Annotated in this window: 23 protein-coding genes; 11 read left to right on the top strand and 12 right to left on the bottom strand. The window is 70.7% G+C overall.

Translation table 11 applies throughout. The annotated features are described in order from the left end of the window. Nucleotides 1–17: 17 nt before the first annotated feature. Entirely contained in the window at nt 18–1520 is a 1503-nt protein-coding gene (gene guaB / locus AB0I04_RS31045) for an IMP dehydrogenase (RefSeq protein ID WP_360892495.1), read from the bottom strand. Between the two features lie 132 nt (nt 1521–1652). On the opposite strand from guaB, the gene AB0I04_RS31040 reads away from it, so the two are divergent. Next, complete coding sequence (locus AB0I04_RS31040; RefSeq protein WP_360892247.1) at nt 1653–2039, top strand: DUF5319 domain-containing protein; 387 nt, start codon at nt 1653–1655, stop codon at nt 2037–2039. A 14-nt stretch (nt 2040–2053) separates the two neighbouring features. Here the strand turns inward: AB0I04_RS31040 and AB0I04_RS31035 are convergent, their stop codons facing one another. The 4 genes from AB0I04_RS31035 to groES all read right to left on the bottom strand — a co-directional run bounded on the left by AB0I04_RS31035 (nt 2054) and on the right by groES (nt 5716). Then, nucleotides 2054–2842, bottom strand: a complete 789-nt coding sequence (locus tag AB0I04_RS31035) for a hypothetical protein (RefSeq protein ID WP_360892244.1) — start codon at nt 2840–2842, stop codon at nt 2054–2056. Next, nucleotides 2839–3426 (bottom strand): sigma-70 family RNA polymerase sigma factor, encoded by a 588-nt coding sequence (locus tag AB0I04_RS31030; protein ID WP_360892492.1) that lies wholly within the window; start codon nt 3424–3426, stop codon nt 2839–2841. Before AB0I04_RS31030 ends, AB0I04_RS31035 begins: the two co-directional genes overlap by 4 nt. Before the next feature lie 264 nt (nt 3427–3690). Then, entirely contained in the window at nt 3691–5313 is a 1623-nt protein-coding gene (gene groL / locus AB0I04_RS31025; protein WP_360892241.1) for a chaperonin GroEL, read from the bottom strand. 88 nt (nt 5314–5401) lie between these two features. Beyond that, the gene (gene groES / locus AB0I04_RS31020) at nt 5402–5716 is read right to left on the bottom strand and encodes a co-chaperone GroES (protein ID WP_252785891.1); all 315 of its coding nucleotides are present in this window, start codon (nt 5714–5716) and stop codon (nt 5402–5404) included. 323 nt (nt 5717–6039) lie between these two features. Between groES and AB0I04_RS31015 the strand changes: the two genes are divergently transcribed. The 5 genes from AB0I04_RS31015 (at nt 6040) to AB0I04_RS30995 (ending at nt 10501) form a co-directional block, all read left to right on the top strand. Continuing rightward, nucleotides 6040–7242, top strand: a complete 1203-nt coding sequence (locus tag AB0I04_RS31015) for an SAM-dependent methyltransferase (RefSeq protein ID WP_360892238.1) — start codon at nt 6040–6042, stop codon at nt 7240–7242. Nucleotides 7243–7336: 94 nt separating this feature from the next. Further along, nucleotides 7337–7600 carry a hypothetical protein gene (locus tag AB0I04_RS31010; protein WP_360892236.1) on the top strand — a complete coding sequence of 88 codons (264 nt, stop codon included), beginning with the start codon at nt 7337–7339 and terminating at the stop codon, nt 7598–7600. Nucleotides 7601–7751: 151 nt separating this feature from the next. Then, on the top strand, nt 7752–8015 hold the full coding sequence (locus AB0I04_RS31005) for a zf-TFIIB domain-containing protein (protein WP_360892233.1): 264 nt from the start codon (nt 7752–7754) through the stop codon (nt 8013–8015). A 160-nt stretch (nt 8016–8175) separates the two neighbouring features. Then, nucleotides 8176–9420, top strand: a complete 1245-nt coding sequence (locus tag AB0I04_RS31000; protein ID WP_360892230.1) for a hypothetical protein — start codon at nt 8176–8178, stop codon at nt 9418–9420. A 160-nt stretch (nt 9421–9580) separates the two neighbouring features. Next, nucleotides 9581–10501, top strand: coding sequence for an aminoglycoside phosphotransferase family protein (locus AB0I04_RS30995; RefSeq protein WP_360892227.1), 921 nt, complete (start codon nt 9581–9583; stop codon nt 10499–10501). Nucleotides 10502–10678: 177 nt separating this feature from the next. Here the strand turns inward: AB0I04_RS30995 and AB0I04_RS30990 are convergent, their stop codons facing one another. After that, complete coding sequence (locus tag AB0I04_RS30990; protein ID WP_360892224.1) at nt 10679–11068, bottom strand: hypothetical protein; 390 nt, start codon at nt 11066–11068, stop codon at nt 10679–10681. Between the two features lie 250 nt (nt 11069–11318). After that, nucleotides 11319–11744 (bottom strand): SSI family serine proteinase inhibitor, encoded by a 426-nt coding sequence (locus AB0I04_RS30985; protein ID WP_360892221.1) that lies wholly within the window; start codon nt 11742–11744, stop codon nt 11319–11321. 496 nt (nt 11745–12240) lie between these two features. Between AB0I04_RS30985 and AB0I04_RS30980 the strand changes: the two genes are divergently transcribed. The 5 genes from AB0I04_RS30980 to AB0I04_RS30960 all read left to right on the top strand — a co-directional run bounded on the left by AB0I04_RS30980 (nt 12241) and on the right by AB0I04_RS30960 (nt 17233). Continuing rightward, nucleotides 12241–12765: a toxin-antitoxin system HicB family antitoxin gene (locus AB0I04_RS30980; protein WP_360892218.1), complete on the top strand. Its 525-nt coding sequence runs from the start codon at nt 12241–12243 to the stop codon at nt 12763–12765. A 67-nt stretch (nt 12766–12832) separates the two neighbouring features. Continuing rightward, the gene (locus AB0I04_RS30975; RefSeq protein ID WP_360892215.1) at nt 12833–13702 is read left to right on the top strand and encodes a DUF4097 family beta strand repeat-containing protein; all 870 of its coding nucleotides are present in this window, start codon (nt 12833–12835) and stop codon (nt 13700–13702) included. Between the two features lie 290 nt (nt 13703–13992). Beyond that, nucleotides 13993–14967, top strand: coding sequence for an ATP-binding cassette domain-containing protein (locus tag AB0I04_RS30970; RefSeq protein ID WP_360892212.1), 975 nt, complete (start codon nt 13993–13995; stop codon nt 14965–14967). Next, a complete protein-coding gene (locus tag AB0I04_RS30965) occupies nt 14964–15767 on the top strand; it encodes an ABC transporter permease (protein WP_360892208.1) in 804 nt (267 codons plus the stop codon). The genes AB0I04_RS30970 and AB0I04_RS30965 overlap by 4 nt, the downstream gene beginning before the upstream one ends. Nucleotides 15768–15877: 110 nt before the next feature. Then, nucleotides 15878–17233: a serine hydrolase domain-containing protein gene (locus AB0I04_RS30960; RefSeq protein ID WP_360892205.1), complete on the top strand. Its 1356-nt coding sequence runs from the start codon at nt 15878–15880 to the stop codon at nt 17231–17233. A 76-nt stretch (nt 17234–17309) separates the two neighbouring features. Here AB0I04_RS30960 and tsaD read toward each other — a convergent pair whose 3' ends face one another. The 5 genes from tsaD to tsaE form a co-directional block, all read right to left on the bottom strand. Beyond that, nucleotides 17310–18341: a tRNA (adenosine(37)-N6)-threonylcarbamoyltransferase complex transferase subunit TsaD gene (tsaD, locus tag AB0I04_RS30955; protein WP_360892202.1), complete on the bottom strand. Its 1032-nt coding sequence runs from the start codon at nt 18339–18341 to the stop codon at nt 17310–17312. Beyond that, on the bottom strand, nt 18338–18823 hold the full coding sequence (rimI, locus tag AB0I04_RS30950) for a ribosomal protein S18-alanine N-acetyltransferase (RefSeq protein WP_360892199.1): 486 nt from the start codon (nt 18821–18823) through the stop codon (nt 18338–18340). The genes tsaD and rimI overlap by 4 nt, the downstream gene beginning before the upstream one ends. Then, nucleotides 18820–19482, bottom strand: a complete 663-nt coding sequence (tsaB, locus tag AB0I04_RS30945; protein ID WP_360892196.1) for a tRNA (adenosine(37)-N6)-threonylcarbamoyltransferase complex dimerization subunit type 1 TsaB — start codon at nt 19480–19482, stop codon at nt 18820–18822. Before tsaB ends, rimI begins: the two co-directional genes overlap by 4 nt. A gap of 42 nt (nt 19483–19524) precedes the next feature. Beyond that, nucleotides 19525–20253, bottom strand: coding sequence for a hypothetical protein (locus tag AB0I04_RS30940; protein WP_360892193.1), 729 nt, complete (start codon nt 20251–20253; stop codon nt 19525–19527). A 139-nt stretch (nt 20254–20392) separates the two neighbouring features. Further along, on the bottom strand, nt 20393–20815 hold the full coding sequence (gene tsaE, locus AB0I04_RS30935; protein WP_360892489.1) for a tRNA (adenosine(37)-N6)-threonylcarbamoyltransferase complex ATPase subunit type 1 TsaE: 423 nt from the start codon (nt 20813–20815) through the stop codon (nt 20393–20395). Nucleotides 20816–20834 lie beyond the last annotated feature (19 nt).

Below are 20834 nucleotides of genomic sequence, written 5' to 3'. Positions count from 1 at the left end.
CACGGCCGGTGAAACTCTCAGCGGACCTGGTAGTTGGGGGCCTCGACGGTCATCTGGATGTCGTGCGGGTGGCTCTCCCGCAGGCCCGCCCCGGTGATCGGCATCAGCACGCCGTTCGCCTTCAGATCGGCGACGGTGCGGGAGCCGGTGTACCACATCGCCTGGCGCAGGCCGCCGATGAGCTGGTGACCGACCGCCGCGACCGGACCCCGATAGGGCACCTGGCCCTCGATGCCCTCGGGGATCAGCTTGTCCTCGCTCGCGACCGTGTCCTGGGAGTAGCGGTCCTTGCTGAACGACCCGCCGCGCTCGCGGTTCTTCATCGCGCCGAGCGAGCCCATGCCCCGGTAGGTCTTGTACTGCTTGCCGTTGATGAAGATCAGCTCGCCGGGGCTCTCCTCGCAGCCCGCGAGCAGGGATCCCAGCATCACCGTGTCGGCGCCCGCGGCGATCGCCTTGGCGATGTCGCCGGAGTACTGCAGGCCGCCGTCGCCGATCACCGGCACCCCGGCGGGGGCGCACGCCAGCGCGGCCTCGTAGATCGCGGTGACCTGGGGCGCGCCGACACCGGCGACCACGCGCGTCGTACAGATCGAGCCCGGGCCGACGCCGACCTTTACCGCGTCCGCGCCCGCGTCGACGAGCGCCTGTGCCCCGGCCCTGGTCGCGACGTTGCCGGCGATGACGTCGACGTGGCTGTTGGCCTTGAGCTTGGCGACCATGTCGATCATGCCGCGCGAGTGACCGTGCGCGGTGTCCACCACCAGCGCGTCGACGCCGGCCTCGATCAGCGCCTTGGCGCGCTGCTCGGCCTCCGGCCCCACACCGACGCCCGCGCCGACGACGAGCCGCCCGGCCGCGTCCTTCGTCGCCAAGGGGTACTGCTCGCTCTTCGTGAAGTCCTTCACCGTGATCAGACCGCGCAGCCGGCCGGTGCCGTCGACGAGCGGGAGCTTCTCCACCTTGTTGGCGCGCAGCAGCGCGAACGCCTCGTCACGGGAGACCCCGACCGGCGCGGTGACCAGCGGCATCTTGGTCATCACCTCGCGCACCGGGCGCGCGGCGTCCGTCTCGAACCGCATGTCCCGGTTCGTGACGATGCCGACGAGGACGCCGTCGGCGTTGGTCACGGGGACACCGGAGATGCGGTAGTGGGCGCACAGCGCCTCGACGTCGGCGAGCGTGTCGTCCGGCGAACAGGTCACCGGGTTGTTGACCATGCCCGCCTCGGAGCGCTTGACCAGGTCGACCTGCTGGGCCTGCTCGTCGATCGGCAGGTTGCGGTGCAGCACGCCGAGGCCGCCCTGCCGCGCCATGGCGACGGCCATCCGCGCCTCGGTGACGGTGTCCATCGCCGCGGACACCAGCGGGATGCGCAACGTGATCGACCGCGACAGGCGCGTCGTCGTGTCGGCGTCACCCGGCGCGAGATCGGAGTACGCGGGCACGAGCAGCACGTCGTCGTACGTGAGGCCCTGCGGGGCGAACTTGGCGGACTCGGGCGCGGAAGTCATGGGCATCATCCGGAAAGGGTCGCGGTGTCGGGCCTGATCAGCGGAGCGTTGACCCCATCCTAGTCGGGGCCTCCTAACGGCCGCGAAGGGTCGCGACAAGGAACGAATCGGCGGCCGTTACTCGGGTAGCGTGGGTTTGTGCACGATGACGCTCCGCTCGACCCGTTCGCGAACGATCCCGAGGACCCGGCCGCCGCGCTCGGCGATCCGAGCGACGAGACCGCTCCGCTGAGCACGACGGAGCGGGAGGACGTGCTGGCCGACCTCGCCGACCTGGAGGTCTTCCGCGCCCTGCTCGAGCCGCTGGGCATCAAGGGGCTGACGGTCGACTGCGGCGACTGCGGCAGGGCCCACCACATCGACTGGGATCTCCTACACGGCAACCTGCGTCACCTGCTCGACGAGGGGCTGCCGCGCGTCCACGAGCCCGCGATCGCCGCCGCCCCGGAGGACTACGTCAGCTGGGAGTACGCCCGCGGTTATGTGGACGGCGTCATCGACAGTGAGGAAGGCCACTCGAACTGAGCCCCGAGAGCCTGCTACCGGTGGTCGCGGTTCCCTGACGCGCGGCCGGTCTTCGAAGAGCGCTTCTCGGCCGTGAGGCTGCGGCGCCGCGACGGGTCGGGGTCCGTGGCGGACGTCTCGCCCGATGGCTTCGACGTGGTGGGGGACGTGGACGGGCTCGGGGTGGAGCCGGTCGGCGCGCTCGGGGACGTCGTCGGCGACGGGCTGGTCGAGTGTCCGTCGTTCGGGCCGTGCGGCAGGGGATGCGTCGGCCCGAAGTAGCCGGGGGTGTTTCCCTTCGCCGGGGTTCTCACAGGCGGTTTCGTCGGCGCTTCGGACGTCTTCGTCCCGGACGAGCGGGGTGACGCGGTGGGCGTTCGGCCGGCGGACGGACGCGCGCCGCCGGGGAACGCCCGGACGACCGACTCGAGGCGAGCCCTGGAGCGTTTCGAGATCTCGTGGCGGGCCGAAGGCGCGTGGGCCTTCGGCTCGTGATCGCCCCCGGCGCCCGCGACGGCGGCGCCCGCCGTCGTCAACAGGACCGTGACCGCGCCGAAGGTGACGAACGCCCGGACGACCGGGCGGCCTGAGGTCTTCGAGCCCCCACACGACACGCGCGGTGGGGGCGCCGCTAGTGGCGGCGCGCCCGCGTCGACGTCGGCGGCCAAGGCGGCCAGCAGCCGCGCGGCCGGATCGTCGGATGGCTCGAATCCGGCACCCGGATCGGTGATGCGGCGCCCGGAGAGGGCGTCGAACAGATCGCCGCTACGGCTGATCTCACTGAGGTCGAGCGGCTCGGGAGTGGCGGTACCCCCACCGGTCAAGCGATCGACTCCTCACTCGCCATCGCTCGAAGACGGGCGAGAGCCCGGTGCTGGGCGACGCGGACGGCCCCGGCTGACATGCCCAGTACATTACCGGTCTCCTCGGCGGACAGACCCGCCACCACCCGCAGAAGCACCAATTCCTTCTGATGATCCGGCAACCGGTCGAGAAGGTCCCGGGCGCGCTCCGCCTCGATGTAGCGGACGACCGTCTCCTCGGGGCCCGGCCGCTCGTCGGGGCCGTCGGGCAGGTCCTCGGTGGGCACGGCGGCACGGATCGCGCTGCGCATCGCATCCGCGATCTTGTGCGACGCGATGCCGAACACGAACGAGGCGAACGGCCGGCCCATGTCGCGGTAGCGCGGCAGCGCTCCGAGCACGGCGATGCACACCTCTTGGGCCACGTCGTCCGCGATGTGGTACTGCCCCGACACCCGGCCGAGCCGCGCCCGGCAGTAGCGCACGACCATGGGGCGTACCCGCCCGATCAGGGACTCGACCGCCTCCGCGTCGCCTTGGACGGCAAGGCTCGTGAGTTCCCTGAGCTCGTTGTCGTCCGCTTTCGCCGGACGTCTCCCCCGTATTTCGTCGGCAGCACCCCGAACCGCGGCCCCGGCGATCGCTCCCTCGGTCACGAAAGCATGATGCCCACCGAGATCGCGCCTGTCTCCATCGTTGATGACAACGGAATGGTCACAGTACTGATCCCCACCCGCCTTTATCCCTCACAGTGACTGAATCACTACACACAGTCAGCGAATGGGCGTTCCGGAACGACGGATGCCCCCGCCATGTCCATGGCGAGGGCATCCGCGATCCGCCGGCCGTCGTACCGGCCGTACCGATGATCAGTGGCCGTGACCGTGGCCGTGGCCGCCCGCGGCGGCGTCCGGCTCTTCCTCCGGCTTGTCCGCGACGAGCGCCTCGGTCGTGAGCAGCATGCCGGCGATCGACGCGGCGTTGCTGACCGCGGAGCGGGTCACCTTGACCGGGTCGATGACGCCCTGGGCGATCAGGTCGCCGTACTCTCCGGTCGCGGCGTTGAAGCCGGAGCCGACCGGCAGCGCCTCGACCTTGGAGACCACGACGTAGCCCTCGTTGCCGCCGTTCTCGGCGATCCAGCGCTGCGGCTCGACCAGCGCGCGGCGGACGGCCTCCGCGCCGGTGGCCTCGTCGCCGGACAGCCCGAGCGCGTCGAAGCCCTCCTTGGCGACGTGCACGAGCGCGCTGCCGCCGCCGGAGACGATGCCCTCCTCGATCGCCGCGCGGGTGGCGGAGATGGCGTCCTCGAGACGGTGCTTCTTCTCCTTCAGCTCCACCTCGGTGGCGGCGCCGACGCGCAGCACGCAGACGCCCCCGGCCAGCTTCGCCAGGCGCTCCTGCAGCTTCTCGCGGTCCCAGTCGGAGTCGCTGCCCTCGATCTCGCGACGGATCTGACGGATCCGGTCCTCGATCGCGGCACCCTCGCCCTCGCCGTCGACGACGGTGGTGGCGTCCTTGGTGACGGTCACGCGCCGGGCGCGGCCCAGCACGTCGAGGTCGACGCCGTCGAGCTTGAGGCCGACGGCCTCGGTGACGACCTGGCCGCCGGTGAGGACGGCCATGTCCTCCAGCATCGCCTTGCGGCGGTCGCCGAAGCCCGGCGCCTTCACCGCGACGCTGACGAACGTGCCGCGCAGCTTGTTCTGCACCAGGAGCGCGAGAGCCTCGCCCTCGACGTCCTCGGCGACGATCAGCAGCGGCTTACGGGTCTGCGCGACCTTCTCGGCCAGCGGCAGGAACTCCGTCACGTTGGAGATCTTGCCGTCGTGGATGAGGATGTAGGCGTCCTCGAGGACCGCCTCCATCCGCTCCGGGTCGGTCACCATGTACGGCGACAGGTAGCCCTTGTCGAACTGGAGACCCTCGGTGAACTCCAGCTCCAGACCCATCGTGTGGGCCTCCTCGACGGTGATCACACCGTCCTTGCCCACCTTGTCGAACGCCTCGGCGATGAGCTCACCGATCTTGGCGTCCTGGGCGGAGATGGTCGCGACGTGCGCGATCGACTCCTTGTCGTCGACCTCGCGAGCCGACTTGAGCAGCTGCTCGGCGACGTAGTTGGCGGCGGCGTCGATGCCCCGCTTGAGGTTGATCGGCGACGCGCCGGCGGCGACGTTGCGCAGCCCCTCGCGGACGAGCGCCTGCGCCAGGACCGTCGCGGTGGTGGTGCCGTCACCCGCGATGTCGTTGGTCTTGGTGGCGACCTCCTTGGCGAGCTGCGCGCCAAGGTTCTCGTACGGGTCGTCGAGCTCCACCTCACGGGCGATGGTGACACCGTCGTTCGTGATGGTGGGGGCGCCCCACTTCTTGTCGATGACGACGTTGCGGCCACGCGGGCCGATCGTCACCTTGACGGCGTCCGCGAGGGCGTTGACGCCGCGCTCAAGGGCGCGGCGCGCGTCCTCGTCGAACTCCAGGATCTTCGGCATTGGGAAGCTCCAAGTATGGGTGTCCGTGGACGTGCACAGCCCCGGCCGCCCTCACAGGGGACGACCGGGGCAGCGCATCTCGTGGGTCTTACTTCTCGACGACGGCGAGCACGTCGCGGGCCGACAGCACGAGGTACTCCTCGTTGTTGTACTTGACCTCGGTGCCGCCGTACTTGCTGTAGAGGACGACGTCCCCGACCTTGACGTCGAGCGGGACGCGCTTCTCGCCCTTGTCGTCGAAGCGACCCGGCCCGACGGCGAGAACGGTGCCCTCCTGGGGCTTCTCCTTCGCCGTGTCGGGAATCACCAGACCCGACGCGGTGGTCTGCTCGGCCTCGAGGGGCTGGACGACGATGCGGTCCTCGAGCGGCTTGAGAACAACCTTGGTGGCGGTCGACACGATCTGACCTTCCCCTTCGATTGCGTATCCTCGGCCGACCGGATCGGCCAGCCGCATGTTGGAGACGCGACCACGGTGGCCTGCCGTCGCGGGTGCCAGACCAGCCTGTCGCTTGATTGGCACTCTCATGGGGAGAGTGCCAAGTTGGAGATTATGCCGTGGCCGGGAACGCGTCAACACGGACCCCCGCGCGCCGCCGACCTGTCGTTATATGCGGCATTCGTCAAAGCTTGCCCGGCGGTCCGGCACGGCCCGCACCCGCCCGGCCCGCGACCCGTCCAGTGGGCCGGTACGGTTCACGGCCGCGCGGCCACTACGGTCGTCGGGTGGACATCGCCGCATTTCAGGGGCTGCTCACCCCCGAAGGCCAGAAACTCCTCGGCGAGATCGGCGCCGCCGACGTCGACGAGCGCACACTCCTGGCCACCGCCTCCCGGCTGCGCGCCCGCCACCCCGCGGAGCTGGTCGGCGCCGCGCTCACGCAGGCGCGGCTCCGCGTGCGCGGGCGGGCCAAGTTCGGGGCCGACGCGGACCGCATGTACTTCACGCCGCAGGGGCTCGAGCAGGCGACCCGGACCGGCGTCGCCCGGCACCGGGCGCGGCGGTTCGCCGACCGGCTCGGCGGCCTCGCCCCGCGCGGCACGGTGCTCGACCTGGGCTGCGGCATCGGCGGCGATCTGCTGGCGCGCGCACGCGCGGGCGTCGGCGGCCTCGGTGTGGAGCTGGACCCGTTCACCGCCGCCGTCGCCCAAGCGAACCTCCGCGCCTTCGCCCTGGAGGACGTGGCGGACGTACGGCAGGGCGACGCGACCGCACAGGACCCGGACGGGCACGCCGCGGTCTTCGCCGACCCCGGCCGACGGACCTCCCGCGGGCGGGTCTTCGACCCGGAGGCGTACCTGCCGCCGCTGGGCACGGTGCTCGCCATCGCCGGACGGGCGCCCGGCGGCTGCGTCAAGGTGGCGCCGGGCATTCCCCACGAGGCCGTGCCCCCAGGTGCGGAGGCCGAATGGATCTCCGACGGCGGCGAGGTGAAGGAGGCGGCGCTGTGGCTGGGCGACCTGGCCGGCGACGCACGACGCCGGGCGACCGTCCTGCGGCCGGGCCGGGAGACCGCCACTCTGACGGCCGAGCCCGATCTCGGGCCGCCCCCTATCGCCGGCTGGCGCCGCTATCTGTACGAACCGGACGGCGCGGTGGTCCGGGCGCACCTGGTGGCCGAGATCGCGGCCCGGCTCGACGGAGCGCTGGCCGACCCTCGGATCGCCTACATCACCTCGGACGCGCTGCTGGCGACGCCGTTCGCGCGGCCGTACGAGATCCTTGACGTCCTGCCGTTCGCGGTGAAGCGGGTACGTGCGGCGCTGCGTGAGCACCGGACGGGCACCCTGACGATCAAGAAGCGCGGCTTCGCGGGCGACATCGAGCGGCTGCGCCGCGACCTGCGCACGGACGGCACCGAGGAACGCGTCCTCGTGCTGACCCGCGTGGGCGACGCCCCGACCGCCCTCATCTGCCGAGAGGCCTGAGCAAAACGACGCCGGGCACCGGAAAGGCGGTCCGGCCGCGGCAACTCCCGGCGGTCGCCGCACGAGCGCCGGCCACGCGGTACGCGACGCGAGCGTGACGCGACGCAGCGCGAGCGGCGCCGGACAGCGGTGGGTGCTTCCACGCGGGCGACGAGGTAGGCGGCGACAGCATGCCGCGTGGGCGACGCGGGACGTGCGGAACGCGGCGCGGGTGGCGCCGGACAGCGGCGGGCGGGGCCGCGCGGGCAACAAGGTAGGCGACGCGGTACGCCGCACCGAACTCGCGGGACCCGGCGCGGGCGGCACCGGACAGCGGCGGGCGGGGCCGCGCGGGCGGGACTCGCGGGACCTGGTGTGAGTGGCACCCGGCGGAGCGGGACGCGGGGAAAGCGGACGCGGCCGAGTGGGGCCGTGTGGGTGGGCGACACGCCAGAGTCCGGCAAAGACCATGGTCGCTACCGTGTCCGGCTGACTACTCTTGGCGACCGGAAGGCCGCGCCGCGGGCGCGATGACGGGTGCGCGCCGGGCGGGCGCGGGCGAACACAGGGGGCGAACGATGGCCGACGCCGTACTGCGGTGTCCGAAGTGCGGTGCCGGAATGGTGACTTTCCAGCGGGGCGGCATCGTGTTCGAGGAGTGCTCCCGCTGCCGCGGGGTGTTCCTCGGGCGCGGGGAGCTCGACCGCCTGATGTGGCGCGGCACCGGGCAGGTCGCCACCGTCTGCGGCCCTCCGGTGGGGCTCTCGTACGAGGGCCGACACCGTCGCGCCTGAAAAGGGCAATTTGCCGCAGGCGGCTAAGAATCTCTTTTCCCTGAATTTCTTTTCTTCGGCTCGATGACCTTGGTTCGCTCAATAGAGTGTCTCCTCGCGATCCACGCCGCTGCCATTTCCGCGCGCAGACCGGCGGCACGGCAAACGAAGGAGTACCCGGGTGGACACCAATCACAACTTCCTGCAGACAGGGGGTCAGCCGGTCTCGGACCGAATGCGAGAATTGCTAGCCCGCGCGGCGCAAGATCACGTCTATGAGCAGCGATCGACGGGGCAGCTCCTCGACGAGATCCACCAGCGGTTGGAGGGAATAGAGTGGCTGCTCCGCGAGGTCCGGGAGCGTGAGCTCACCGGGCTGACGACCCAGCTCGACACCGTCCGCGGGCAGGTCGACGAGCTGTTCGGCAAGCCTCCGGAGTGGGCCGAGGGGCTGGCCGAGCACATCGAGTCGGTGGGCGAGCGGGTCAAGCCCGTCGCCGAGTTGCCCTCTCTCTGGGCCGACGTCGGTGTCATCGCCGAGAACGTCGACGAGGGCCTGGCCCGCATCCAGGCCGTGCTCGACTCCAGCCGGAGCATCACCGATGCGACGTTGCAGGCCGCCCAGCAGATGGACGACCTGACCAAGCGTCTCGACCGGCTCGCGGGCACGATGGAGGCCGCGTCGGTCCGGTTCAACCGGCTGGACAAGACCCTCGCCGACCTCGGGCACCGGTCCGAGAAGCTCGAGCATGAGATCAACGGCGTGGCCGGCAAGGTCGACCAGTCGCTGAACGACATGGCCGAGCGCGTCGAGCAGGGCCTCGAGGCGGTCAACGGCCGGGTCGAGGGCGTCGGCGGGCGCCTCGACGGCATCGACGGCCGCCTGGAGGGCCTGTCCGGCAAGCTGCGCGGGGTCGAGGGGCATTTCCAGGCTCTGGAGGCCAAGGTCGACGGGGCAAGCGACCGCGTCGAGGGCGTCGACCAGCAGATCAGCCGGCTGCCGGTGACGCTGGAGATCACCGAGCTGCACCGCAAGATCGCCGCGATCGGCGACCGCCCGTTCATCGACCCCACCGACCGGTTCGACGCCTTGGAGAAGCGACTGTCCGAGGCGGTCGACCCACTGATCGACGAGTTGCGCGCCCGGCCCGACCGCGACGAGACCGAGGAGACGTTGACGAAGGTCATCGACGCCTCCCGCGTCGACCTGACCAAGCACATGGAGATGCTGCGCGAGGATCTCCTGCGCCAGGTCGTGGGGGTGCACGACGACGTCACCCAGCGGGTCACCGGTGTGCAGCACGACGTGACCAAGCAGGTGACGACCGTCCATGAGGATCTGATGAAGCGGCTCGTCACGCTGGAGGAGACGATGCTGGCGCTGGCCGAGGCGCTGCTTCGGCCGCGACGCGACAGCAAGGATTGATGGGATGGCCGCTCACAAATCACCCTAGAGCGGCCACCTCGTCAATATTCCACCATTAACCGCAATTTGTGCGGCCGACCCGCAAGGACATGCCGTTCGCACTACCTCGCATCGATAAAATCACTACCGATCCTCGGCCGAATCCGTTTTGATGGGGGCCGTGACCTTCCCCACGCTCTCCGATCCGCCGAGCGCCGCCACGCTGCGTTGGATCGAAAAATGCCTGGGGCCCGGCAGTGAGGTGAAAATGGTCCGGCCCATCGTCGGCGGCCTGGCCCATGTCAACCACGCGGTGCTGGCGGAGAGCCGCTCGGGCACCGTGCATCGCCTGGTGCTGCGGCGCTGGGCGTCGTCCGGCTGGCCCGTCATCGACATCGACTTCTCCCCCGAGCTCGAGATCGCGGCGCTGACCCTGCTCACCGCGTGCGAGATCCCCACGCCCGCGCTCGTGGCCGCGGACCCCTCCGGCGCCCACTGTGACGTCCCCGCGCTGCTGATCACCCGGCTGCACGGCCATCCGCCCCGACCGTCCCCTGCCGAGCTGCCCGAATACCTCATCCAGCTGGCCGCCGCGCTGCTCCCCGTGCACGCGGTCGCGGGGGCGTCCACGATGCCGCCCTACCGCCCGTACAACCGGCTCGAGATCAGACTCGCCCCGCGGCACGCCCGCCGACCGGCGCTGTGGGAGCACGCACTGGACGTCGCCGCCGGCCCCACCCCCGGAGCCGTGCCGCACTTCATCCACCGCGACTACCACCCCGACAACACGCTGTGGGCGGGCGGCCGACTGACCGGCATCGTCGACTGGTCCACCGCCACGTACGGCCCGGTCGCCATCGACATCGCCCATATGCGCCGCGCCCTGGCCCTCCGATACGACATCGCGGTCGCCGACCGGTTCTCCGCCTGCTTCGACCAGGTGTCCGGCGGCTACCGCCACGACCCGTACTGGGACCTGCGCACGGTCCTCGACCTGCTCCCCGAGCAGCCCGACCGGACGGTCGCCGCCCGCGACATCCCGGCCCTGGAGGATCTTCTCGATCACGCCCTCGCCGACCTCGGCGCCCCGGCCCGCTTCTGACCCTCAGCCGCCCGGGCCGAGGCGAGGTGACGTCATGATGACGTCACACCCTCTGGCTCGCTCCTCAGGCCCCTCCGGGTCGCCGAGCCCCGCGCCGGGATGGCGCGGGGCTCGGTCATGGGCGAGTACGTCCCCCTCCGGCCGTACCCGCCCACGTTCCGGCGGCCGTTGACCGGCTCAGGCCCTGGTGGCCTGTCCCACCCGGACCCGTGCCAGCAGGTCGTCGAGCTGGGAGATGGCGGGCTGCCAGTCGCGCGGTACGACGTGGCACCTGCTCGCGCGCTTCTCGCCGTAGGCGATCGAGTAGGCGATGTGGTCGGCGACGTCGCAGCCTGCCGGGGAGGACCACCAGGTCTGGATCCGGTCCAGGTTCGCGCGAAGGCCGTCGAGTTCGGTGGCGCTGAGGGTGATCTCCGTCGGCCTGGACGAGGTGCGGGCCACGCCCGCCGCGTCGACGGTCACCGTGTCAGCGAAGCCGGCGAACCCGCCCGTCCGCGTGTAGGTGACGAGCGTCGGCTCCCCTGCCGGTGCGGCCGGTTCCGTGGCGGCGTAAGCGCCACCGGCCATGGTCATCGTCGTTACGACTAGCGTGCAAATGGAAAGGAAAATGCGTCGCATGTCCACCTCTTTTTGGCGTGCGCCGATGAATTCGGCGATGCAGAACAAGACAGGATGGAGGTACGGCGAAATCGCGATTCACCGATATCACCGTTTGGCGCGGAGCTCCGTCGGCTCGGGACCCCGCCGCCCCGAGCCGACGTCCAGGAACGCTCGCGAAGTGACCGGATGACCTACCGGTCGACCTGGAATTTCTCCGTCAGAAGGCGAAGATGACGCCTCCCGTCGCGCGGATCGCCGCGCAGCGGTTGAAGAACGTCCGCGCATAGCGACGCGAACTGCCGTTCCACCGGCCCTGCGCGGTCACCCGCACGGGCGCGTAGATCAGCGTGCACGCGCCGGTCCCCTCGGGCAGGTCGGCGATCCGCCCCTCTACGGCGCGAAGCTGGTCGCAGGCCGCCGACGGGGCGAGGTGGGTGCCACCGTCTGGACCGCAGGTCAGAACGGCCGTTTGAGCAGGTTCTCCGCTCTCGACCGGGCTGACGGACAGGGTGTAGACGCCCTGCGGCCAGGTCGACGGCGCGGCCGGTGCCGCCATCGCGGCGGGGCCGGCGACCATGGCGGCCGCCCCCAGGGCGGTCACCGCGGCGAAGCGCCGTCCGCCGGTACACAGCGAATCAGGCATGCGCATTCCTACCTCCTTGCCAGGCCGGGCTGTGTTCGACAGCCATTTCGGCGTGACGAGAGTCGGCCTTTTGGGCGTTCCCTCGCCTTAATGATGGGACCTTTCTACAAAGACCATGACAACTTGTTTCGTCGCGAAGTCCTTGCAGTCACGGATGTTATGGCGGCGAAATCCGCGATTCAACCCCCGCCCGCCTGTCCGGACCCGGCCAGCGATCTAACAAGGGAACAATTGAAAGATGTACTTGTTCTGACCTGCACGCACATCCGAGCCGTCATCAGCCCTTCTGCGGTTAACGGGACGTGTCCTCGTCGCGCGGCGAATCAAAATATTCCGAATAATTGAACCGCATCAGTGGGCCACATCACACCGCCTCGCCCCACCCTGCCGCGGGCCGGCCGGTGACGTCACGTTGACCGCCGTGGAGCCATCACGACGTCAAAGTGACGTCACTTTGGTGTTGCCATGACGCCAAACGGTGTGCCATGCTGACGTCATGCACTTGGAGTCGTACGTCGCCCAGCTTCGTCAGGAGCTCGCGGTCGCCGCCGAGACCGGCGGCGATGAGGCCCGCGAGCTCGCCGAGCGCCTCACGGCGCCTCTGCAGTCGGCGGTCCGGCTCGTCCTGCTGGAGGCACTGTCGACCGCCGCCGAGGAGATCACGCGAGAGCTCGCGCCCGGCTCGGTGGACGTGCGCCTCCGCAGGGGCGAGCCGGAGTTCGTCGTGGAGCCGCCCCCTGGCGCCACGGAGGAGGACACCGCCGTCGCGGCGGCGCCGGCGGCGGAGCCCGCTCCACCGGTGTCGTACAGCACCAAGGACGGCGCCGTCTCCCGGATCAGCCTCCGCCTCCCCGAAGAGCTGAAGACCAGGGCCGAGCAGGCCGCCGACCGGGAAGGGCTCTCGGTCAACGCCTGGCTCGTCCGCACCATCGCCGAGGCCGTGGAGCGTACGGACCGTGAGCAGGACGTCCGCAGGCGCTCGTCTCCGCGCGGCAACCGCTACACCGGCTGGGCCCGCTGACCCGGGCCCTCTTCACCACCCCGACCACCGGCGGGGTCATCGACCCCGCGACCAGAGAGGCAGCACCATGCCCACATTCGCCAGCCCCGAGCCGATCGCCGCAACGGTCGACGTCGTCATGGGCGATGTCCGCATCACCGCGTCCGACCGCACCGACACCGTCGTCGAGGTTCGGCCCGCCGACGCGTCGAAGGCGAGCGACGTCCGAGCCGCGGAGGAGACCCGGGTCGAATTCACCGACGGACGGCTGCTGGTCAAAGGGCCGAAGAGGCGCGCCAGTATGATCCTGGGCCCCGGCAAGAGCCCCGCCGTCCAGGTCGACGTCGAGCTCCCCGCAGGCTCCGACCTCGACGCCAAATCCGGGTTCGGTAACCTCCACTGCGCGGGGCGGTTCGGCGACTGCGAGATCTCCAGCGGCGCCGGCGTCATCTGGATCGAGGACACTCGCGCTCTGCAGGCGAAGACCGGCGGCGGAGACGTCACGGCCGGACACGCGACGGGCGACGCGAAGATCATCACTGGCGTCGGCTCGGTACGTCTCCGCCGTGCCGACGGCGCCGCCTCGATCAAGAGCTCCGCGGGAGGCATCTGGGTCGGCGAGGCCGCCGGTGACGTCCACGTCCGCTCCGCCAGTGGCGACATCGTGATCGACCGGGCGCATGCCGACGTCGAGGCGAAGACCGCAGCGGGCATGATCCGCATCGGTGAGGTCTCTCAGGGCACCGTCGTCATGCAGGCCGGCGCCGGTCAGCTGGAGGTCGGTGTCCGGGAGGGCACTGCGGCCTGGCTCGACGTGCACTCCACCGCCGGAAGCGTGCACAACATGCTGGACACGACCGACGGCCCCGGAGAGTCCGACCGGACCGTGGAGGTCCGCGCCCGCACCTCACTCGGTGACATCGTGATCCGCCGCGCCGCGCTGACCCCTGAGGACTGAGCCGTACGAGAGGGACGCCGATCTGACACCTGATCCCCGGCGGGCACCGGCCCGCGACCCACTTCCCCACACCTTCTGACCGGGCTGCGATCTTTCGCCCGATTCCGTGACCCCACAGCGTCACGAGGCCCGGTCGCCCGTTCACCTCGCCGCGTACTCCCCTGGCAGAGGCCCGGGCGTTTCCCCGATCCCCGTTGATCCCCTCCCATCCAGGGCGGTGTGCCGGCGCCAGCGCGTCACACCGCGTCCTGACGCATCCTGCCGCCCGAACCCCAGCAAGGAGACCCCTCATGACAGACGCGATCACAGCCGAAGGACTGGTCAAGAGATACGGCGAGGTGACCGCTCTGGACGGGCTGAGCTTCTCCGTCCCGCAAGGGACGGTGCTCGCGCTGCTCGGCCCGAACGGCGCCGGCAAGACCACGACGGTACGGGTCCTGACCACACTGCTCCCGCCGGACGGCGGCCGCGCCACCGTCGCCGGATGCGACGTCGTCGGCGACGCCCGGCGGCTGCGCTCGCGCATCGGGCTGTCCGGCCAGTACGCCGCCGTCGACGAGCACCTCACCGGCGCCGAGAACCTGGAGATGGTCGGGCGGCTGTACCACCTGGGCGTCAAGCGCAGCAAGGCCCGCGCCCGCGAGCTGCTCGAACGCTTCGACCTCACCGAGGCCGCCGACCGCCCGGTCAAGGGCTACTCCGGTGGCATGCGCCGCCGCATCGACCTCGCCGGTGCGCTGGTCGCCGACCCGCCGGTCCTGTTCCTTGACGAACCCAGCACGGGCCTGGACCCCCGCGCCCGCGCCGCGCTGTGGGACACCATCTCCGAGCTCGTCGCGGGCGGCAGCACGCTGCTGCTGACCACCCAGTACATGGAGGAGGCCGACCACCTCGCCGACCACATCATGGTGGTCGACCACGGACGCGCCATCGCCCGCGGCACCGCCGACGAACTCAAGGACCAGGTCGGCGGCAACCGCATCGAGCTGACCGTGACCAGCGCCGCCGAGCTGGAGACCGCCCGGCAGACGCTCGCCTGGGTCGCCGTCGGCGCCGTGCAGACCGTGCCGGAGTCGCTGCAGATCACCGTCCCGGTCACCGACGGCCCCGAGGCGCTTCGGCAGGTCCTCGGCCGGCTGGCCGACGAGGGAGTCAAGATCCGGGACGCCGGGCTGCGGCGGCCGACCCTCGATGACGTCTACCTCACCCTGACCGGGCACTCGGCGTCCGGCACCGAAGAGCAGGTCCAGGAGGCCACCCGATGAACGCGTTCACCATGCCCATCGTCGATGGCTGGACCATCGCCAAGCGCAACACCCTGAAGATCAGGCGGTCACCGGACCTGCTCGGTAGCGTCATCATGCTCCCGATCGTGCTCGTGCTGATGTTCGCCTACGTCTTCGGCAGCGCCATCCACCTCCCAGGCATGTCGTACCGGGAGTTCCTGCTCCCCGGCATCTTCGTCCAAGCCGTCATCACGGGCGCGCAGATCACCGGCTACACGCTGACCCTGGACCTGCAGAAGGGCATCTTCGACCGGTTCCGCTCGCTGCCCATGGCCCCGTCCGCGGTGCTGATCGGCCAGACCGTCAGCGACCTGCTGATGAACCTCGTCGGCCTGGTCGTCATGGCAGTGATGGGACTGATCGTCGGCTGGCGCGTGCATACCTCGCCCTACGAGGCCGTCCTCGGCTTCGGGCTACTGCTGCTGTTCGCCTACGCCTTCTCCTGGTTCACCGCGACCGTCGCGCTGGCCCTGCGCACCCCGGAAAGCTTCAACAACATCGCCACCATGCTCTCCTTCCCGCTGGTGTTCGTCTCCAACGCTTTCGTCGACAGCTCCAAACTGCCCACACCGCTGCGCGTCGTCGCCGACTGGAACCCCATCTCCGCGTTCACCCGAGCCACACGCGAACTCTTCGGCAACACCAGCACCGCGATGAAGACCTCGAACGCCTGGCCCATGCAGCACGCCATCCCGGCATCACTGCTCTGGATCGGCGTCATGCTGATCGTTTTCGTCCCCCTGGCGACCCGCCTCTACAAGAAGACGGTCAGTGCCTGACCACCGACGCAACGAAAAAGGCGCCCCGTCCGGCACCCACGCCGGAGGGGCGCCTTCCTCAAATCGCTAGGCGAGCTGTTCGCCTGAACGCGACACCAGAGAGAGGAACCATGAAGACCCAATCCCCACCGGTCATCACAGCGACGGGGCGGCGCATCCACGGCGTGCGCCGGCTCCCGGTCATCGTCGGCAAGGCCGAGCATGAGGTTTCAGAAATGACCAGCGATACCAAGAACAACGGGGTCCGGACGCGACGGGTCTTCCGGCGAGTGGGGGTCGCGGCGCTGGCGGTCACGCTGCTGGCCGGGGTGGCCGCACCCGGGGTGGCCACCGCGGACAGCAGGGCCGTGCCGACGGCCGGTGCCGGGCAGGATCGCCCGGAGCTGCAGAAGGCCATCCAGGCGATGGTCGATTCCGGTCTCGCCGGGGTGCAGCTGCGCGTGCACGATCAGCGGGGCGGCTGGGTCGGCAGCGCCGGGGTGCGCAAGCTGGGCGAGGCCGCCAAGCCGCCGACGAACGGGCGGTTCCGAATAGGCAGCACCACCAAGACCTTCACCGCGACCCTGGTGCTGAAACTGGTGGCCAAGGGCAAGATCGGGCTGGACACCCCGGTAGCCGACTACCTGCCCCAGTTCGGACTGGACAAGCGGATCACCGTGCGGATGCTGCTGCAGCACACCAGCGGGTTGTTCAACTACGCCGGCGGCGAGCGGTACCCCGACGGGACGGTCGTGCCGGGGATCCCCTGGCAGGGCAAGGAGTGGGTGGACAACCGGTTCCACACCTACCGGCCGGAGGAGCTGGTCCGGTTCGCCTTGTCCAAGCCGGCGCGGTTCGCTCCGGGCACGGACTGGAGCTACTCCAACACCAACTACGTGCTGGCCAGGCTGCTGATCGAAAAGGTCACCGGCCACTCGTACGCCGAGGAGATGCAGCGGCGGATCCTGCGGCCGCTCGGACTGCGGGACACCGAGGTGCCGGGCACCCGGACGCAGATCCCCGGGCCGCACGCGCACAGCTACTACCGGTACCAGGACGCCGGCCAGTCGAAGACGATCGACGTCACCCGCCAGAACCCCTCCTGGATCTCCAGCGCCGGGGAGATGATCTCGACCACCAGGGACCTCAACACGTTCATCTCCGCACTGCTGGGCGGCAAGCTCCTCCCGGCCCCGCTGCTGGCCGAGATGCTCAAGCCGCATTCGACCGACGACCCGACGAGCGACTACGGCCTCGGGTTGTACGAGCTGCACGCGGACTCCAACTGCAGCGGCACCATCCTGATCAACCACAACGGCAGCGTCCAGGGCTCCGCGACGCTGATGTACAGCACACCCGACGCCAGTAAGACCATGGAGGCCTCGGTGACCTACGTGGACGGCGTAGACGCCCCTGTGGGTGCCTACCAGAAGCTGGTGCAGAGGCTCGTCAACACGGTGTTCTGCGGCGGGCAGGCCGCGGGCTGACGAGGCTCAGCCGACAGGGCCGAGCACCGTGGACCCGCACGTGTTCCCTTCCGATCGTGGCCCCCGGCCTAAACGATCAGGCCAGGACCTGGGTGATCGGGAGGGAGCTGTCGGCAGGCAGGTCGAGGTGGGAGGGGGCCAGGCCGGAGGCGACGAGCTCGGAGCCGAGTGCCGCGACCATCGCGCCGTTGTCGGTGCACAGCTTCGGGCGGGGCACCCGCAGCTGGATTCCCGCCGCGTCGCAGCGCTCCTGGGCGAGTGCGCGGAGCCGGGAGTTGGCCGCGACCCCGCCGCCGATGAGCAGGTGGGAGACCCCGTTGTCCCTGCAGGCGGCGATGGCCTTCTTGGTCAGCACGTCGACGACCGCCTCCTGGAAGGCCGCGGCGACGTCGGCGACCGGGACCGGCTCGCCGGCGCGCTCGCGGGCCTCGACCCAGCGGGCCACGGCGGTCTTGAGGCCGGAGAAGGAGAAGTCGTAGGTGCCGTCGTCGTACTTGCCGCGTGGGAAGAACACCGAACCGGGGTCGCCCTCCCGGGCCGCGCGGTCGATGTACGGGCCGCCGGGGAAGCCGAGGTCGAGCACCCGCGCGACCTTGTCGAACGCCTCGCCGGCGGCGTCGTCGACGGTGGCGCCGAGCGGGCGTACGTCCGAGGCGACGTCGGGGACGAGGAGCAGCGACGAGTGGCCGCCGGAGACGAGCAGCGCCACGCACGGCTTGGGCAGGGCGCCGTGTTCGAGCTGGTCGACGGCGACATGGGCGGCGAGGTGGTTGACGCCGTACAGCGGCTTGCCGAGGCCGAGGGAGTAGGCCTTGGCGGCGGCGACGCCGACGAGGAGGGCGCCGGCCAGCCCGGGGCCCGCGGTGACGGCGATCGCGTCGATGTCGTTCAGGGCCACGCCGGCGTCGGCCAGGGCGCGGTCGACGGTCGGTGTCATGGCCTCCAGGTGGGCTCGCGACGCCACCTCGGGGACCACCCCGCCGAACCTCGCGTGCTCGTCGACGCTGGAGGCGATGGCGTCGGCGAGCAGCGTGTGGCCGCGCACGATCCCGACGCCCGTCTCGTCGCAGGACGTCTCGATCCCCAGGACCAGGGGCTCGTCCCTCATCTTCTCACTTCCTGTCCGGCGGGCACTCCGCTCCGCCGCGCGTCACGGACCATCACGATCGCGTCCACCCCGGACGGCTGGTAGTAGCGCTTGCGAATGCCGACCTGGGTGAAGCCGAACCGCTCGTACAACCGCCGCGCCCGGTCGTTGTCGGCGCGCACGTCGAGGAAGACCTCGGGGCAGCCGCGGGCGGCGGCCTCCCCCAGCAGCGCGGTCAGCAGCCGGGTGCCGAACCCCCGCCCCTGCGACTCCGGCCGGACGCCGATGGTCAGCACGTCGGCCTGGTCACCGACGGCGGCCAGGCCGGCCCAGCCGGCGAAGCGCCCGTCGTCGTCCTCGATCACGACGTAGTGCCGCGTGCCGCTCAGGTCGGCCAGCTCCTCGCGGTAGGCGTCCTCGGACCAGGACTCCTCGGGGAACAGGACGGGCTCGAGCGCCAGGACGTCGGGCAGGTCGTCGGCGGTCATCGGGCGCAGCGTCATGCCGGCGTCACCCGTTTGCGCGGGCCGGGTTCACGGGCGTCGGGCTTGCGGAGGTACAGCGGGACGGGCGGCACCAGCGCGGGGCCGTCGCCGCCGTTCAACCGGGTGATCACCAGGTCGGCGAGCGCGGCCGCGGACGGCAGCGCGGGCTCCTGCCCGGCGAGCGTGTCGGCGTAGAGCAGCGCGCCCTCCCCGATCGCGGACAGCCCCGGCTCGGCCGCCTCGGCGGGCTTGCCGACGGCGGGCCCGGCGGCGCGGGTGCGGGCGCTGTCGTAGCTCGCCCAGTAGACCTCCTTGCGCCGGGCGTCGGTGGCCACGACGAAGGGGCTCGTACGGCCGGACTGCCAGGCGAGGACGTCGAGGGTGCAGACGCCGTGCACGGGGATGCCGAGCACGGCGCCGAGCGCGCGGGCCGTCGCCAGTCCGACGCGCAGCCCGGTGTACGGCCCGGGGCCGACGCCGACCGCGATGGCCGACAGGTCGGCCCGGGTCACCTCGGCCTCGTCGAGCACGGTCGCGATGGCGGGGGCGAGCACCTCGGCGTGCCGCCGCCGGTCGACCGCGTTCGACTCGGCGCGCAGGCGAACGCCGCCGGAGGTGCCCTCGCTCAGGGCGACGGTGACCGCGGCGGTAGCGGTGTCGAAAGCCAAGACCAGCACGACCTATGAGCGTAGCGCGCCCACGGCACCGGTCCGGCCGGGTCAGGACTGGGACTGGAGCTTGGAGATGACGTCGCGGGCGGCGGAGAGGGCGCCGTTCGTGGCGTCGGAGGACGGGAGGGGCTGCGCGGCGCTGTCCTGGCCGTCGCCGCCGGAGTAGTGGACGGTGACGAGGACGTTGGCGAGGCGGGCGTTGGCGACGGCCGCTCCGACCTCGCCCTTGTCCACCGTGTACACCACGTACGCCTGTTCACCGACGCCGCTGACGCCACGGCTGTCACGTACCTGGACGGTGTCGCCGAGGTCCTTGCCCGTGCGGTCGGACTCCCACTCCGCGCCGAACGTCTGGGTCGCGACGGCGGTCGCGCTGGTCTTGCCCTGGGCACTCATGGCGCGCAGCTCGACGGACAGCTGCCGGCCCGAATTCCCGTAGAGGCTCCACGCGCACTCGCTGTGCTGGTCGGACTGGTTCTCCTGGTCCATCTCGGTGCGCTCGGCGCTCGGAGCGAGTTGGTCGGCGACCTGCTGGCTCAGCGCGGTGCAGGCGTCGGGGACGATGTCGCGCTCGGAGCCTCCGGGGGCGCTCATGGGCGAGTTCTGCGGCCCGCCGCCTTGTTTCGACGACGCCGCGTGCCGAACGTTGTCGCCCGTACGAAGGAAGGCGAACGCCGCTGCGGCACAGACCGCGACGACCACTGCGAGGGCGCCCGCGACGGCCCAGACGCGTCTGCTGCGTCCGGCCGGGCGGGGGGCACGACGACGACCGCTCACCGGATCTCTCCCCCTCGACCCATATGTACTGATCTGCCTGGAAGGTGAGATTTATTCGAGAGGGTATTGCAAGATCTCTGAAACGTCTGCGTCAAGCGGGAAAGGAACCTGGCAACGTTCTGTCAATCGACTGAGTCGGTCACAGTACGTGATCGATCGGCGAGTCCGCCCAGCGAGCCCCGACACCGGCGATCCGGACGGTGCGCTCCTCCGAGTCACCCCGCTCGATGGTGACCTCCAGGCGGTCCTCGGACAGCTCCTCTACCAGGCCCTCGCCCCACTCGACGACGGTCACGGCGTCCTGCAGGTCGAGGTCGAGATCGTCGACCTCGTCGAGACCCCCGAGACGGTAGGCGTCGGCGTGCACCAGGGACGGTCCCCCGGCCAGCGACGGATGCACCCGGGCGATGACGAAGGTCGGTGAGGTGATCGGCCCCCGGACCTTCAGGCCCTCGCCCAGCCCCTGGGTCAGCGTCGTCTTGCCCGCGCCGAGCGGCCCGGACAGCACGACCAGGTCTCCGGCGCGCAGCGCGCCGGCCAGCCTGCGGCCCAGCTCACGCATCGCCTCATCGGTGGGAACC

Origin of the sequence: Actinoallomurus sp. NPDC050550, assembly GCF_040655075.1 — a bacterium.
Taxonomy (GTDB): Bacteria; Actinomycetota; Actinomycetes; order Streptosporangiales; family Streptosporangiaceae; genus Actinoallomurus.
This window is presented reverse-complemented; position numbering and strand designations above follow the sequence as displayed.